The sequence below is a fragment of the Enterococcus quebecensis genome, from assembly GCF_001730365.1.
In the GTDB taxonomy this organism is placed as follows: domain Bacteria; phylum Bacillota; class Bacilli; order Lactobacillales; family Enterococcaceae; genus Enterococcus_L; species Enterococcus_L quebecensis.
The window spans coordinates 43,384-58,930 of the sequence record NZ_MIKB01000017.1 but is presented as its reverse complement, the minus strand read 5'-3'; the positions used below and the strand labels follow the sequence as shown (position 1 = coordinate 58,930).

General features: G+C 34.1%; 15 protein-coding genes. 8 read left to right on the top strand and 7 right to left on the bottom strand.

Translation table 11 applies throughout. The features are described from left to right. Positions 1-11 precede the first annotated feature (11 nt). Positions 12-2,072 (bottom strand): oxidoreductase, encoded by a 2,061-nt coding sequence (locus BCR23_RS12850; RefSeq protein WP_069635895.1) that lies wholly within the window; start codon positions 2,070-2,072, stop codon positions 12-14. 199 nt (positions 2,073-2,271) lie between these two features. Between BCR23_RS12850 and BCR23_RS12845 the strand changes: the two genes are divergently transcribed. Both BCR23_RS12845 and BCR23_RS12840 read left to right on the top strand, forming a co-directional pair. After that, positions 2,272-3,168, top strand: coding sequence for a LysR family transcriptional regulator (locus BCR23_RS12845; RefSeq protein ID WP_069635894.1), 897 nt, complete (start codon positions 2,272-2,274; stop codon positions 3,166-3,168). 125 nt (positions 3,169-3,293) lie between these two features. Continuing rightward, complete coding sequence (locus tag BCR23_RS12840; RefSeq protein ID WP_069635893.1) at positions 3,294-3,833, top strand: hypothetical protein; 540 nt, start codon at positions 3,294-3,296, stop codon at positions 3,831-3,833. 35 nt (positions 3,834-3,868) lie between these two features. Here the strand turns inward: BCR23_RS12840 and BCR23_RS12835 are convergent, their stop codons facing one another. After that, the gene (locus BCR23_RS12835; RefSeq protein ID WP_069635892.1) at positions 3,869-5,056 is read right to left on the bottom strand and encodes a class I SAM-dependent rRNA methyltransferase; all 1,188 of its coding nucleotides are present in this window, start codon (positions 5,054-5,056) and stop codon (positions 3,869-3,871) included. Positions 5,057-5,349: 293 nt separating this feature from the next. Between BCR23_RS12835 and BCR23_RS12830 the strand changes: the two genes are divergently transcribed. The 3 genes from BCR23_RS12830 to BCR23_RS12820 all read left to right on the top strand — a co-directional run bounded on the left by BCR23_RS12830 (position 5,350) and on the right by BCR23_RS12820 (position 8,832). Next, positions 5,350-7,458 carry an LTA synthase family protein gene (locus tag BCR23_RS12830; protein ID WP_069635987.1) on the top strand — a complete coding sequence of 703 codons (2,109 nt, stop codon included), beginning with the start codon at positions 5,350-5,352 and terminating at the stop codon, positions 7,456-7,458. A 107-nt stretch (positions 7,459-7,565) separates the two neighbouring features. Further along, positions 7,566-8,276: an FtsX-like permease family protein gene (locus BCR23_RS12825; protein WP_069635891.1), complete on the top strand. Its 711-nt coding sequence runs from the start codon at positions 7,566-7,568 to the stop codon at positions 8,274-8,276. Between the two features lie 4 nt (positions 8,277-8,280). Continuing rightward, positions 8,281-8,832 (top strand): hypothetical protein, encoded by a 552-nt coding sequence (locus BCR23_RS12820; protein ID WP_069635890.1) that lies wholly within the window; start codon positions 8,281-8,283, stop codon positions 8,830-8,832. Positions 8,833-8,891: 59 nt separating this feature from the next. Here the strand turns inward: BCR23_RS12820 and BCR23_RS12815 are convergent, their stop codons facing one another. Both BCR23_RS12815 and BCR23_RS12810 read right to left on the bottom strand, forming a co-directional pair. After that, positions 8,892-10,358, bottom strand: a complete 1,467-nt coding sequence (locus BCR23_RS12815) for a sensor histidine kinase (protein WP_069635889.1) — start codon at positions 10,356-10,358, stop codon at positions 8,892-8,894. After that, on the bottom strand, positions 10,359-11,078 hold the full coding sequence (locus tag BCR23_RS12810; RefSeq protein WP_069635888.1) for a response regulator transcription factor: 720 nt from the start codon (positions 11,076-11,078) through the stop codon (positions 10,359-10,361). A 150-nt stretch (positions 11,079-11,228) separates the two neighbouring features. Here BCR23_RS12810 and BCR23_RS12805 point away from each other — a divergent pair, with 150 nt between their 5' ends. Further along, a complete protein-coding gene (locus BCR23_RS12805; RefSeq protein ID WP_069635887.1) occupies positions 11,229-12,002 on the top strand; it encodes a Cof-type HAD-IIB family hydrolase in 774 nt (257 codons plus the stop codon). 135 nt (positions 12,003-12,137) lie between these two features. Here BCR23_RS12805 and BCR23_RS12800 read toward each other — a convergent pair whose 3' ends face one another. After that, positions 12,138-12,344, bottom strand: coding sequence for a hypothetical protein (locus tag BCR23_RS12800; protein ID WP_069635886.1), 207 nt, complete (start codon positions 12,342-12,344; stop codon positions 12,138-12,140). A gap of 224 nt (positions 12,345-12,568) precedes the next feature. Here BCR23_RS12800 and BCR23_RS12795 point away from each other — a divergent pair, with 224 nt between their 5' ends. Continuing rightward, the gene (locus tag BCR23_RS12795) at positions 12,569-13,330 is read left to right on the top strand and encodes a threonine/serine exporter family protein (protein ID WP_069635885.1); all 762 of its coding nucleotides are present in this window, start codon (positions 12,569-12,571) and stop codon (positions 13,328-13,330) included. 12 nt (positions 13,331-13,342) lie between these two features. Beyond that, positions 13,343-13,804 carry a threonine/serine exporter family protein gene (locus BCR23_RS12790; RefSeq protein WP_141706747.1) on the top strand — a complete coding sequence of 154 codons (462 nt, stop codon included), beginning with the start codon at positions 13,343-13,345 and terminating at the stop codon, positions 13,802-13,804. Between the two features lie 65 nt (positions 13,805-13,869). On the opposite strand, the gene BCR23_RS12785 is transcribed toward BCR23_RS12790, so the two are convergent. Beyond that, the gene (locus BCR23_RS12785) at positions 13,870-14,655 is read right to left on the bottom strand and encodes an ABC transporter ATP-binding protein (protein WP_069635883.1); all 786 of its coding nucleotides are present in this window, start codon (positions 14,653-14,655) and stop codon (positions 13,870-13,872) included. After that, positions 14,652-15,539 carry an ABC transporter permease gene (locus tag BCR23_RS12780; RefSeq protein WP_069635882.1) on the bottom strand — a complete coding sequence of 296 codons (888 nt, stop codon included), beginning with the start codon at positions 15,537-15,539 and terminating at the stop codon, positions 14,652-14,654. Before BCR23_RS12780 ends, BCR23_RS12785 begins: the two co-directional genes overlap by 4 nt. Positions 15,540-15,547 lie beyond the last annotated feature (8 nt).

The window sequence follows — 15,547 nt, the reverse complement described above, 5'->3', positions numbered from 1 at the left end:
ATTCCCTCGCTTTATATAGTTTGTGGTGATTTTTGTAAATTTTTCGTTTGTTCAAACAACACTTTCTGTGTTCGAGTATTTTCCAAAACTTCGATTGTTTTCAGAATATCCCGCGCTTCTCTTGTCCCCTCCATAATTCTTCTAGCAACTTTACTATCGCCCATATTTAAAAGGACAGCACCATTACTTCTTGCATAGTTGTCTAATTCACGAATCATCGGTGCTTCTGCACGCATCCCTAGACAAACAAAACCTAAATCAAAGGGTAGTTCAAGACTTTCTCCATCTTTTTCAACTAAAAAGCTATTTTCTCGAACTTCTGTCAATCTAGTTTCAACATGAACTTCTACACCAAATTTTTCTACGATTTCCATCATTGCTAATTTAGTGATTAGATCTAAGTCTTTGCCAATTTCACCTTGCATTTCGACAATGCTTACTTTTTTTGCACCACGTTCCGCATAGTATTCAACAACATCTAAACCAACAGCACCGCCGCCAATCACAACAACTTCTTTTCCTTCGAATTCTTGGAATTTTGTCATATCATCTAAGATATCAAAAATAGAGAATATTTTTCTCTTTGGGTTGTCTAGTTGTTCCTTTAACCCGTTGATTGGTGGTAACAAAGGTTTCGCTCCCGTTGCATTGACTATGATGTCTGGGCCAATCTCTTCAATATCTGCTAGTGTGGCACTGTGATTCAAATGAATGGACAGGTTATCTAATTCTTTACAGCGGTTGATTTCGTAGGTGATAAAGTCATCAATTCTTTTTTTATCTGGAAAACGGGCAATTTCATGTCCTAAACCACCCAAATAATCTTTTTGTTCAAAGAGATCTACATTTACACCAACTTCAGCAGCTGTCGCTGCAGCTTCAAGTCCTGTTGTTCCTCCTCCAATTACGATCATTTTAGTAGGATGCAACACAGGTTTCATCTTATAGTCGTCCTCATAATGCAAATCAGGATTTACTGTACAGCGCATTGGACGTGCTTTAGCAATTCGATGATCCGCACAACCGATATTGCAAGAGATACATTTTCTCAAAAGATCCTCTTGCCCATTGGCTACTTTATTGACCCAATTCGGTTCTGCAATTAATCCTCGACCCATTGCTAATAAATCAGCATCACCAGCTTGGAGAATTTCTGCTGCTCGTTTAGGGCTGCGAATATTTCCAGAAGTAACTGTTATTTTATCTGGAAAACGCTCTTTGACTGCTTTTGACATATATGCACGCCAACCATCTGGCAAATTCATTTTATCTATTTGGTATTGCAGACTATCATTTAGTGCTGCTGAAACATTTAAAATATCCACCTCATCAGCAAAATAACTCAAAATTTCAATCGTATCTTCTAAGGTATTACCACCTTCTAATAATTCATCCGCACTAAAACGTAAAGAAATTGGGAAAAATGGTCCCACAGCTTTTCTAACAGCTTCAACAACCAATTTAGTCAAACGAGCACGGTTTTCAGCGCTTCCTCCAAATTTATCTGTTCTTTTATTGTATAACGGAGATAAAAATTGGCTCAATAGATAAGAATGCCCTGCGTGAATTTCTACACAATCAAATCCAGCCCGCTGCGCTCTTAAAGCACCATCTGCATATCGATCAACAATTCCGTAAATTTCTTCTTCCGTTAATGGACGAGGAATTGGATTGCCTTTTTTAGAAGGAATATTTGATGCCGAAACTGGTTGTTCTCCATCTAAACGTAAACCGTAAGCTGATGCACCTGCATGGTTGATTTGAACAGATGTACAAGCGCCATATGCGTGCATTTTTTCGTTAAAATGCCATAATCCTGAAATATATTGATCATTGTCCATCCTTAATTGACGGGCACCATTTGTCCCCATTGGATAATCAATACAAACATTTTCTAATGTGATCAGACCAGTTCCACCTTTGGCACGTTGTTCATAATATGAAACATGTTGCATGCTGAAGGTGCCGTCCATGTTTGCAAAATTCGTTCCCATTGGCGGCATGATCACTCGATTTTTTAAAGTCATTCGTTTGACTGTTAAAGGTTCAAATATTGCTTGATATTTATTCATAATTACCTCCCGTTTTTAATTGTTAATGATTTCACAATCGTTGTGATTTCATTTTAATTCAAACGATCAATAACTTCCAATGAATATTTTTGATACTTTCGATAAATATAATTTATATATGAATTTATTTTATTGATGCATCCTACTTCTATTATTGTTAAACTATAGTCAATAAATAATCAGTAAGGAGCTATTTCACATGAATTTACGTCAACTTGAATTTTTTAGAATGTTAGCAGATACCCAACATATGACTCATGCTGCAAAATTGCTAAACACTACTCAACCAAATTTAAGTCACTCTATGTCTGAATTAGAAAAAGAACTAGATGCCCAACTATTCGAAAAGAAAGGAAGAAATATCCAACTGACTAAATATGGAAAATTTTTCTATACTTACGTCTCTACTGCATTAGAAGAATTAGCTAAAGGAGAACGAGCGTTAAAAGAATTAGTAAGCCCTGAAAAAGGACTAATTGATTTCGGTTTTATTTATACAGCTGGTTCTTTCCTAGCACCTATGCTAATGAAAGAGTTTTCCACCTCTTCTGGCAACGAACAGATTCGTTTCAATTTGTTTCAAGGAAATTCATCTGATATGACTGATTTATTGTTGAAGGAAGATGTTGATCTTGCCATCACATCTAAACTAAATGAAAATCCACAATTAAATTATGAAATTTTAACAGAACAAGAAATTGTTTTGGTCGTACCGCTAGATCATCCTTTGGCGAAAAATGATTCTATTTCCCTAAAAGAAACTAGCGATTATCCCTTTGTTTACTTTAACAAACGTAGCGGATTACGCCCACATATCGACAAAATGTTAGTTGCAGCTTCAATTAATCCCACTATTGTTTGTGAGGTAGAAGAAGATCATACAATGCTTGGTTTTGTCGCTCATGGATATGGAATTGCTCTTATGCCAAAGATTCCTTCTATTTCTTCATACACAGTAAAAACCATTACTTTGGATGACAATTTTTTCCCACGCTATATCTACTTAGCAACAAAAAAAGACCATTTTCTATCCCCTGCCGCATTACGTTTTAAAAATTTTATTGTTCCTTTCGCTCAGAATATGTTTTATAAATAAAAAACGACCTTAAATAGATATCTTTTATATATAACGAGATAAAACACCAGAAAAACCTATGTTGACTAAATATAAAATATATATTATATTTAGTTTTCTAAATACAATAAAAGGAGTGTTTTATTTTGAAGAAAATGAACAAATTTGGTATGTTATTTGTAATGATCATTTCAATGATCACAATTTTTTCCGGTCAACAAGAAGCAGAAGCAGCGGTGGATTTTTCGAGAGGTGTCCATCTTTCAGCTAATACTAAGGCTGTAGGTGAGAACAATCGTATGAGTAGTTTTTTACACTCTGATAACTTACTTGAAGGAACATCTTATAGTGGATCGTTCTCTAGCTTTGATGCTCAAGCAAATTTGCGTTCTATTAAATTAGTCTATACGATTAACGGAATGACGTTTACTATGGAAGGTACAATTGTTGCACCAACAATGCCATTTGACGGACAATTGTTGTCTTACAAAATTAATAAAGTCAATGGTAGACAACCAGTATTTGATACTCGCGTTACAGTAAATAATACCCCAACGGTGGGTAGACAAGTTTCACTTTACACAAGAAATTCAATCGTTCCTAACTGGGGTGCTTTGCCTAATGTCCAAAATTACTCTAAATTGGTAATTTATGGTGGCCTGATTTCTGTTATTGTAGTTGAATAGTAATTACTAAATCCTAAAAAAACCCAATGCATTAATTAATGCATTGGGCTTTTTTTATCTATTTCAATAAAGAAAACCTTTAAATAGTTTCCTTCTTCAAAGTGCTTATTTATCTTGAAGTCACTTGGTAATTGATAGGTTTCCTTGAATTTATAATGAACCCGCTTTTCGTCTAAAGCTTTGATGATCATCTTTTTGTATTTTTCCAAGGTAATATTGGCAGCATTCGTTGAACAAATTAACAATCCTTTATCTTGTAATATATCAATTGAGTCTAATACTAGTTCTCCATAATTTTTAGCAACAGAAAAAACTTTCTTTTTATTTCGGGCAAAACTAGGAGGATCAAGAACGATTACATCATACATTAAGTCTTTACGAATTGCATATTTAAAGTAATCAAAAACATCCATAACTACTATTTTCTGATCTTCAACTGCGATATGATTTACTTCAAATTGTTCTTTTGTTTTAGGTAAACTACGTTTGGCTAAGTCAACGCTTGTTGTTGTAATCGCGCCACCCATCGCACTTGCAACGGAGAATGCACCTGTATAACTGAACATGTTCAACACCGTTTTTCCAGCAGCAATCCCTTCAACTAAACGCCCTCTTACTTCTTTTTGATCCAGAAAAATACCAGTCATAAGACCATCGTTTAAATACGAGGCATAATTCACCCCATTTTCACAAATCAAAAGTGGTTCAGGTGCATCAGAGCCAAATAATTTTTGAGATTCAGGTAATGATTTACTTGAAAATCGAATTTTTTCATAAGCTCCCTCTATTTCTGGAAAAATTTTTCTAAAAGCTTGGACTATCTTAATTTTTTTCTGATATAAAGTTTCGTTGTACCAAGAAAATACAGCAAAATTATCGTAACGATCAATGGTCAAACCACCTAAACCGTCACCTTCTCCATTGAACAAACGATAAGCAGAAGTTGATTCATCTTGTTCAAATATAGTACGATGATTTTTAGCTTCTAGGAATAAACTTTCTAAAAAAGCTGTATCTACAGACCCTTGCCAGCTCACCAACCACCCGATTCCTTTATTTTGTTTACCAAGATAACCAGTAGCAATATATTGCCCCTTACTATCTACAAAGTCCACCCACTCATCTGAAAATGAACTGGGAACATCAATTAGATCCTCCTTTTGAATAAGAGGATACCTTTCTTTAAATTTTTTTTCTGATTTTTTTGCTACTTTTATATTCATTTTTTTGCGACGTCCTTTACCTAGTTTCTGTCTATATTAACGTTACTTTCGATTCATCCTTCGTTAGTATATCAAAAAACAGCTCTCCTGTCGTTAGCTTTAATTCTGAGATTTACCTTCTGAATCTTAAGAAAAGTAAAATTTTATTAACTTTTCCGTTCTGAAACTTGATTTAAATTGACATGGAATTGTAGAGAGAGTAAAATTAGAAGAGTATATGAAAAGCTTATGAAAATGTTTCATTGGCTTTCTTTAGACTTGATATCGGAAGGGATACGTTTACTTTGACTATTATTAAAAAAATAAAAATGCCTAACTTTTTAAATACACGGCTAGGACTATTCGGTTTTGTCGCTATATTAATTTGGCTAAAAAACATTTTTGCTTATACAATAGATTTTCATTTAAGAATTGAGAATGCCTTAGAATATTTTATTCTCTTCATTAACCCAATTGCTTCAACATTTTTCTTACTAGCAATTGCATTATATGTAAGACGAAAAAAAGGTTCTTATATAACTATGATGATCATTTATTTCTTAATGAGTTTATTGTTATTCTCCAACGTTGTTTACTATAGAGAATTTACTGACTTTATTACTGTAAATACGATGCTAGGAGCTGGTAAAGTTGCTAGCGGCCTTGGTGAGAGTGCTTTGCGATTATTTAGACCGTATGATGTGATTTATTGGCTAGACTTCATTATTATTGGCATCTTATTAATCACTAAAAAAATCAAAATGGATGAACGTCCAGTACGAGCTAGAGTAGCTGTCTCCATCAGCTTATTATCTGCTCTATTCTTTGCAGCAAACCTTACTCTGGCTGAAACTGCACGTCCTCAATTACTTGGTCGTCAATTTTCTAGAGACTATATCGTTAAATTTTTAGGACTTAACGCTTTTACTGTCTATGATGGAGTTACTACGTACCAGACAAACCAAGTTCGAGCAGAAGCTAGTGAGAATGACATGGATACTGTAGCTGATTACGTAAAAGGACATTATGCAGCACCAAATTCTGATACATTTGGTATGGCAAAAGGTAAAAATGTAATTTACATCCACTTAGAAAGCTTCCAACAATTTTTGATCGACTACAAATTAAAAGATGAAAATGGAACGGAACATGTAGTTACACCGTTTATCAATAGCTTATATCACAGTAACAGCACCTACAGTTTTGACAACTTTTTCCATCAAGTGGGACAAGGAAAAACTAGTGATGCTGAGACAATGTTCGAAAATTCTTTATTCGGTTTAGATCAAGGCTCTCTCTTCACTCAAGTTGGCGGGAAGAATACTTTTGAAGCTGCACCGGCAATTTTGGGCCAAGAAGCAGGTTACACTAGTGCTGTATTTCATGGAAACGCGGGTAACTTCTGGAACCGTAATGAAACATACAAACACTTAGGTTATAATTACTTCTTTGATGCAAACTACTATAACGTTAATGAAGATAACTCGTTCCAATACGGATTGCATGACAAACCTTTCTTCCAGCAATCCACACAGTATTTAGAACATTTACAGCAACCATTTTATTCTAAATTTATTGCAGTCTCAAATCACTATCCATATTCTCAATTTACAAATAATGAAGCTGGATTTCCGATTGCTCAAACATCGGATGAAACAATCAATGGATATTTTGCTACAGCAAACTATCTTGATAAATCAGTTGAAGAGTTCTTTAACTACTTAAAAGCTTCTGGTTTGTATGAAAATTCGATTATCGTTCTTTATGGCGATCACTATGGTGTTTCAACTTCAAGAAATCAAAACTTGGCTGAATTACTTGGAAAAACAAAATCAACATGGAATGACTTTGATAATTCAACAATGCAACGTGTTCCATATATGATTCATATTCCTGGCCAAACAAACGGTGGGATTAACCATACTTACGGTGGACAAATCGATGCTTTACCTACTCTATTACATTTAATGGGTATTGATACTAAAAACTATATTCAAATGGGACAAGACTTATTCTCTAAAGAAAATTCTCAAATAGTTGCCTTTAGAAATGGTAACTTTGTTTCACCAAAATACACAATGCTGGGTTCTAGTATCTATGACACAGCAACCGGTCGTTTAATAGAAGAACCCACAGAGCAAGAGAAACAAGAAGCACATGCGCTAAAAGAAAAAGCAGCTCTACAGCTTAAAATCTCTGATCAAACAACAAATGGTGACTTGTTACGTTTCTATACAAACAGTGGATTGACTCCAGTAAATCCAGATGACTATAATTACAAAGACCAATTACAACAATTAGAGAAAATCGAAAAAGAAAAAGGTAAAGACTCAACTAGTGTTTATAGTAAAAATAATAATACCTCTACTGTTGATAAATACCGTACTGAATCTTACCAAGACTATTTAAAAAATGGAAAATAGCATAGAATAATCACAAAAGCTTGAGTAAATTACTCAAGCTTTTTTATATCTTGTTCATAATAAATTCATATTCTTCTTTTATACTTATTACAGTGAGGTGAATATATTTGAAAAACATCCGTTACGCTTTTGCTAGCGTTTCTTACCATAAAAAAATTTCTTTCAGCATTGGTGTTTGTTCTGCTATTTTTCTATTTTTCTCAACAAGCATTTTGAACCTGATTGATATTGAAAAAACGGTTTTCAATCAGGTGCATAGCTATATCACTAACTCTGACTACCTCATTAATTATCAAAAAATTATGAAGTTATATTCTTCCATGTATTTGGCCATTCTAATATTGGGTATTATTCTAATAGCTAGATTGTTTTTCATTTCATTGCGAATAAAAGAACAAGACATGATGAAATGGCGTATTATGGGATTTTCAAATCGCTTCATTATTAAGCAGTCTCTTTTAGAAAATCTTATCCCTATCATCGCAGGCATTTTTACTGCAGCTGTGTTCCTTTTAGTTTGCCAACATACATATGAGTTTTTCTTAATATATGTTAGACCTTTGATTTCAGATGTAACGGGTATCCGGCGAGTTTCTTTTTTCTCATCGAGTGTACTTTTGGAAAACTCCCCTAATCAAATTGCTAATTTAACCAACAACACTCATTTTTTTACAGTTGGAGTTAATCGTTTACCTTTTGCTACTATCTTTAGAGCTTTCTTGAAAAATTGCCTGATTATATTGTCTACTTCAACTGGAATGACTTTATTATTAACATATTTTTCATCAAAAAAATCCATAAAAGTATTTAGGACGTGATCAAATGAATCATTCTTTAGCAAAAAATTGGACAGATGATCGTTTTAGTGAATTGTTTCAACAACAACACATGACTGTTGTTCTAGAAGATCAAAGTAGTATTCAAGCGGATTTTTACTTTCTAATTGATAAAACATTTGATATGAAACAGTCTATGTCCGTTGGTTTTATCTTATCCGAGAATATCTTTTTGCCTTACCTTTCCATTAGAGATAATTTATTTGTAGGTACTTCTATCAAAGAAAAAAATAAAAAGCCTCTACTAAATGAATATCTAGATTATGTCGGGCTTAAGGATAGCATTTTAAATACTTCTGAATCCCACCTCACATCTTTTGAACGTATCAAACTTCAATTAGTTCAATTAATGATTATTGGTAAAGATATAATCATAATTGATGATATCTTTCAAGACCTTTCCATTGGCCAGCGACAAAACTTACTACCATTACTTCAAAAAATAGCAAAAGAACAACAAAAAGCAATTCTAGTTTTAACAAATGATATACAGATTGCTGAAAGTCCTTATATGGACAAGATTATCAACACTGCATAAATAAAAAATAAAAGATCCGATTAAACAATTTTTGTTTAATCGGATCTTTCGCTTTGCTATCATTGATCTGAAATCTCCACATCAGGAAATGAAATAGTAAAACTAGTCCCTTTCCCTACTTCGCTTTCAACGCTAATCTTGCCTTTGTGTAAGCGAACCAACTGTTCAACGATTGATAAACCTAAACCAGATTCACCGTATTTCGTATTTTTTCTAGATGGGTCAACCTTATAATAACGATCCCAAATATTCTGAACTTGTTCTTCTGACATTCCAATACCTGTGTCAGTGATGGTTACAATTGTCTCTAAATAACCTTTTTGAATATGAATTCGTATATCACCACTTTGAGTAAACTGTATCGCATTTTGAATGATGTTTACCATGATTTGAACAAAACGATCATAATCAGCGTAAACATCGATTGCATCGGTTGTCTCTAAAATAAGTCGATCATTAGCAGACTCAGCTTTTGCCTCTAATTGAGTGAGTATATTTTTCAACGTCTCTGTTGCATCAAATTTTTTGATAACAATACTGATTTGATTGGTTCTGATTTTTTCATAATCTAAGTTTTCATTCACTAAACGAATTAAGCGAGACGTTTCATTTTGCATAAGCTTAATGGCATTTTCTCTTTGCCCTTCTGGTATTGCATTATATTGCAAACCTTCAAGTAAACCATTTATAGTTGTTAACGGCGTTCTCATTTCGTGAGAAGCATCAGCCATAAATTGACGTCGACGCTCTTCTTGGCGATCAATTTCTTCTCTGGATTCTTTTAAAGATTCAGCCATTTTATTGAAATCATCAGCTAAATCATCGAATTCATCCTTATCATGGGCAACAAGTTTAATATCAAAATTGCCGCTCGTTATCTCTTTTGTAGCCTTTCGCATTCGGTTAATACGTTTCACTTGGAAACTAGCAAAGAAATAACTCAAAATCAACCCTACAATACTTGAGATAATAAAACCTTTAAATAAATTTGCAGTTATTGCATCCACGCTATCTGAAACATTCTTTGCAGGTTGAGTAATGATCAATGCACCTATGATAACATTTTTATTTGATTGAACATCCAGTTGACTTACAGGCAACATTACATAAGATGACATATGTTTTTCCCCATATATATCTTTATCTATTGTAGCGTACTTTTGCTGCCCTTCCATTAATGCTCTCCAGTTTTCTTTAATTACAGAGTTGTCGAGTTTTTTTTCTTTATTCAAAGGATACTGAACGTCCATATTTCTATCGTAAAAAACAAATTGAACATCTTGATTACTTAGAAATCCTTCAAATAAACGGAAGGATGTATTCCAGATATCTTGATCTGTCATACCAGGTAATCTGTTGATAGAATCTTTCGTTTGCCAAGCTGAAATTGCATAGCCTCGAAGTTGTTCGTAATTGTTATCCTGCATTGTCTTTTTAGTAAGTTGTGTAAAGGATGTACCTACAATCAATATGATTAAAATAATCACACCCCAAAAAGCCAATAGTTGCTGATATAAATATTTCATCTACGCGACTCCAGAATCATCAAATTTATACCCGACGCCCCAAACAGTTTGAATCACTTGTGGTCCCACTTTTTCAATTTTTTGACGCAATTTTTTTATGTGCGCATCAACGGTTCGCTCATCTCCGAAATATTGATAGTCCCAAACCATCTCAAGCAGTTGCTCACGTGAAAATACCTGCCTCGGTTTTTTGGCTAAAGTATAAAGAAGATCAAATTCTTTTGGTGTTAAGCCACCGATTAATTTATCATCTAGATAAGCTTCTCTAGTCTTTGTATTCATTTTAAAGTGATCCGTTTCTACATCGAATTGGTCGCCTGAACGATCAACACTATCCGTCCCATGATCAGTTATTTCTGAACGACGATGTAACGCTTTTATACGCGCAATCAAAGTGAGAGGACTAAATGGTTTTGTCACATAATCATCTGCTCCCATCTCCAAACCTATAACTTGGTCACTTTCTGAGTCTCTTGCAGTTAGCATAACAATTGGTACCGTATTAGACACTTTGCGCACTTCACGACATACTGCCATTCCATCCATCGTTGGTAAATTTAAATCTAAAGTGATCATATCCCATTTTTCAGGATTTTCTAAAAAAGTATCTAAACCTTCTTTGCCATCGTACTTAAACGTAGCGTTCCAACCTTCGTTTAAGAAAAACATTTGCATCATTTCGGATACTGATTCATTGTCTTCTATCATTAATACATTCATTATATATTCTCCTCTTCCATTCAAGTTTAACGTCACTTATATTATACTCTAAAATCTTGCTAGCTCCAATAACTTCTATCTTTCTTCAAAAAAGCTTTGTCTTTTTTTCATTCTTTGATAAGATTAAGGTTGAAAGGACGTTGAAAATTCATGGAAAATATACAAGCTATTGCTTTTTTTGATTTAGATGGTACATTATTGAATCATGAATCACAAATCACACCTGAGATCACTACTGCGATTAGTGCTTTAAAAGACAACCATGTTCTACCAATGATCGCAACAGGTCGCACGGTTGTAGAAATTGAACATATTATGAAGGACAGCGGTATTGATTCGGCAATCGTAATGAATGGACAATTTATTCAAGTCGAAGGACAGAAAATTTATTCAGATGAATTTACCTACGAAGAATGCCTGAAAATGTATGAACATGTGAAAAGCTTAGGTCATGAAATTTCATACTATAATGATCAGCAGATTTGGTGTTCTGGCCATAGCGACATATTAGAAAATGCTTATGCTTTCATTCATTCCCGCCCACCTGTTATTGATCAATCTAATCTAAAAAATAAAACAGTCAATATGATGTTAGTTTTATCCGAAGATGGTGACGAGCATTACTTGAAGCATTTTCCTGAAATGACTTTCTATCGTAATGGACCTTACTCTATCGACACCGTTAGGAAAGGTGTTTCTAAAGGATCTGGTGTCCAAAATCTATTTAAAACTCTAGTATTGCCAAAAGTCCCAACTTTTGCCTTTGGTGATGGGATTAATGACCTTGCTTTATTTGATGCTTGTGACAATAAGATTGCCATGGGCAATGCTCGAAAAGAGTTAAAAGAACGATCTAGTTATATTACTAAGAAAAATACTGAAGGCGGAATTATTCATGCCTTAAAGCATTTTGACCTGATTTAAACTATTGATTTCTCTAAAAATAATTATAAAAAAGGGTCTGGGACATAACTCTTCGAGTTATATCTCAGACCCTTAAAATCAGAATAAACGGTGAGACGAAAATAGACTACGCTTTGCTTCGATCACATCAACTGCTTATTTCTCGGAGCTAAACACTTTTGTCCCAACCTCTTCTTTTTTATGTCTTTTTTGATGAACACAGATAACGGTTCCTGTCACTTGAATCAGCAAGAGAAAAAGCAACATGAGGCTTAATCCCATATGTCCCTGATCGAACGTTCTTTTTAACAATACAAGTAAAACCAGACTGCTTACTGAATAAAGTGACCATTGTTTATCCATAATATCTAGACCCCTTCGGTTTGTTACATCAAGGATAGGACTTTTGATCAAAAAATGCAAGGGTCTTTCCTATATATGTGAATTTTCATATGTTTTTTTAGTGTTTCTTTATAATTCTAAGCGATATCTCTTTTTTAACACTAAAACGTTTTATCCATTTCAAACAGCTGTAAAAAATGATACACTAGTTTTGCTGCAAATTTTACTGTAAGGAGTTTTGATATATGAGTAAGATGAAACAACCACCGATTCAACTTATTTTAGATACTTGTTTAATGGCTGGTAAAATTATGACTGAAAGCGGCTCAGAAGTTTATCGAGTTGAAGATACTATGAATCGAATCGCAGAAAATGCGGGCCAAAAAGAAAGTGTTAGTTACGTTACTGCTACGGGGCTATTTATGGGGTTCCGCTCAAGTAATTATACCCAAATAGAAAATGTGACTGAGCGTAGCATTAATTTAGAGAAAGTAGCAATCGTCAACAATCTTTCACGAAAATTTGCTGAGAAAGAAATTACTTTGGAAGAACTCAACCACAGACTTACAAATATTAATCATGAAGCCCCTACTTATTCTATTCCACTACAAATTTTTGCTGCTGGAGTAGTTAGTTGTACGTTAATGTATATATTCGGTGGAACTTGGAACGATTTTTTGGCAACTTTTTTTATTGGCATGATTGGTTTTAGTGTTTCCTTTTTTACGAAAGAATGGCTGAATATCAAATTCTTAGATGACTTTCTTTCAGCTTTTACCATTGGTTTACTTGCCTATCTTGCTGTAACATTTCATCTAGCAGAAAATATGGACAACATTATAATAGGCGCTGTTATGCCCCTTGTTCCAGGTGTTGCTATCACAAACTCTTTCAGAGATATATTAGCAGGACATTTAATCAGCGGAACAGCTCGTGGCACTGAGGCAATTTTTGTCGCTGGATCGATTGGAATTGGAATTGCAATCGTTTTTAAACTATTTATATAAGGAGAAATGAACGTGGAAGTTGTGATTCATTATTTATTTAGTTATTTCAGTACAGTTACGTTTGGTATTGTTACCAACGTACCTAGAAAACTCTTAAACGCTTGCGGCATCACAGGTGCTGTTGGTTGGATGATCTTTTGGTTCGCTAAAAATTTGGATACAGGTGAAATATTTGCAAATTTTCTTGGTGCAATTGGAATTGGTATGATGAGTATTTACTTTTCCCGTAGAAAAAAAATGCCTATGACTATTTTCAATATTCCAAGTCTTGTTCCCTTAGTTCCTGGCGGCCCTGCATATCAAGCAGTTAGAAACATTGTTTTAGGAGATTATGTTAGCGGCATTCATTCAATCATAAAAGTCATTATGACTGCTGGAGCAATTGCTGCAGGATTTATGGTTACTGGAATTGTAGAACGGTTATTAAAAAAATTATTCGATAAACATAAATCAACCATGAAAATAACAAAGTAGTCTCTCATCCAAATAAAAAAGATTGTTCCAGTAATGTATTGAATTACTAGAACAATCTTTTTTTATCAATCAATTGCGATTTCTTCTGTCTCTTCTTCAAAGAACATCAACAAATCTTGTAATGTTAATTTTTCTTTTTCTTCTTTGTTTAAATCTTTGATGATTTGACCCTTTTGTAAGACGATTAGTCGATTACCGTAATGAAGCGCATCTTCCATTCGGTGAGTGATCATTAAACAAGTTAGATTTGCTTCTTTGATTCGTTGATCTGTCAATTGCATCAACTGTTTAGATGTCTTTGGATCCAGAGCCGCTGTATGCTCATCTAAAAGCAATAATTCTGGTTTAGTCAATGTTGCCATTAATAAACTTAAAGCTTGTCTTTGCCCACCAGATAGGTTGCCAGTTGGTGTGTCTAAATGATTTTCAAGACCATTTCCTACCTCGCTGCATATTTTTGCAAAAAAGTCTCTTTGTTCATTTATTTTGCGTAATCGTAATCCTCGTCTTTGCCCTCGATACATCGCCAATAGTAGATTCTCGGAAACGGTCATCCTCGGTGCCGTGCCCATTTTTGGATCTTGAAAAACACGTGAAAAATATTTTGCTCGTTTCTCTTCAGAATAAGTAGTGATTCTCTGATCATTAATAAACAGATCCCCTTCACTCAAAGCTAGAGTTCCTGTAATACTATTAAACAACGTACTTTTTCCTGCGCCATTACCACCTAATACAGTAACAAACTCGCCTTGAGCAATTTTTAGATTCACATGATTTAAAATAACTTTTGTTTCATTCAAACCATTATCAATTCTCTTGGTTGCATTTTTAAGTTCTAAAACTGTGCTCATTTTTCCCCCTCCTTCTCAGGTAGAAAATGTAGATTCAATGCTTTCTTCACTTGAGGAATCATTAGACATACCGCCAAAATCACTGCAGAAAAGATTTTTAAGTATGTTGTATCAAACCCAAGCTTGATCACTAATAAGATAAGTAGTTGATAAATTATACTTCCCACAACTATTGCCACTAATCGTTCAGCAAAAGTTAATTCGCCAAATAATACTTCACCAATAATAATTGATGCTAGACCAATAACAATTACACCTGTACCTTTATTCACATCCGCATAGCCATCATTTTGAGCAATCAGTGCACCTGATAAAGCAATGACACCATTTGATAAAGTCAATCCTAAAATCTTCATAGAATCTGTTTTAATCCCAATAGATCGAGCCATCTCTTCGTTGTCACCTGTCGCAATGTAGGCTTGGCCTAAATTAGTATTGAAGAAAAATAATAGTAAACTAATGATAATCGTTAGAAAGATTACACCCAAAAATACAATGTCATAATAGTTAGGTAAGTTTAGGTTCAAAAATAGATCTTGAATTTTAGGTTTGTTTAATAAAGATAGGTTTGGTGTTTGCATTACATAAAGAATAACTGAATTCAAACCTGACATCACTAAAATACCAGCCAAAATAATCGGTATTTTCCCTTTTGTAAATAATAACCCTGTCACCAATCCAGCACACATTCCAGCTAAAACGCCTAGTAAAGTTGCTAGAATCGGGTGAATTCCTGAGGTAATCGCTGTAACACAAACCGCTCCTCCTAAAGGAAACGATCCTTCCGTTGTCATATCTGGAAAATTTAAAATTCGATAGGTCATAAAAATTCCTAACCCTAATATTGCCCATAACATTCCTTGTCCAATTGCTGAAACAATCATTTGATCCT

Excerpts from the sequence above, each read along its gene's own strand:
- BCR23_RS12815 (WP_069635889.1), bottom strand. The coding sequence starts at position 10,358 with ATGAAATATTTATATCAGCAACTATTGGCTTTTTGGGGTGTGATTATT.
- BCR23_RS12810 (WP_069635888.1), bottom strand. The coding sequence starts at position 11,078 with ATGAATGTATTAATGATAGAAGACAATGAATCAGTATCCGAAATGATG.
- BCR23_RS12850 (WP_069635895.1), bottom strand. The coding sequence starts at position 2,072 with ATGAATAAATATCAAGCAATATTTGAACCTTTAACAGTCAAACGAATG.
- BCR23_RS12795 (WP_069635885.1), top strand. The coding sequence starts at position 12,569 with ATGAGTAAGATGAAACAACCACCGATTCAACTTATTTTAGATACTTGT.
- BCR23_RS12845 (WP_069635894.1), top strand. The coding sequence starts at position 2,272 with ATGAATTTACGTCAACTTGAATTTTTTAGAATGTTAGCAGATACCCAA.
- BCR23_RS12800 (WP_069635886.1), bottom strand. The coding sequence starts at position 12,344 with ATGGATAAACAATGGTCACTTTATTCAGTAAGCAGTCTGGTTTTACTT.
- BCR23_RS12785 (WP_069635883.1), bottom strand. The coding sequence starts at position 14,655 with ATGAGCACAGTTTTAGAACTTAAAAATGCAACCAAGAGAATTGATAAT.
- BCR23_RS12835 (WP_069635892.1), bottom strand. The coding sequence starts at position 5,056 with ATGAATATAAAAGTAGCAAAAAAATCAGAAAAAAAATTTAAAGAAAGG.
- BCR23_RS12820 (WP_069635890.1), top strand. The coding sequence starts at position 8,281 with ATGAATCATTCTTTAGCAAAAAATTGGACAGATGATCGTTTTAGTGAA.
- BCR23_RS12780 (WP_069635882.1), bottom strand. The coding sequence starts at position 15,539 with ATGATTGTTTCAGCAATTGGACAAGGAATGTTATGGGCAATATTAGGG.
- BCR23_RS12805 (WP_069635887.1), top strand. The coding sequence starts at position 11,229 with ATGGAAAATATACAAGCTATTGCTTTTTTTGATTTAGATGGTACATTA.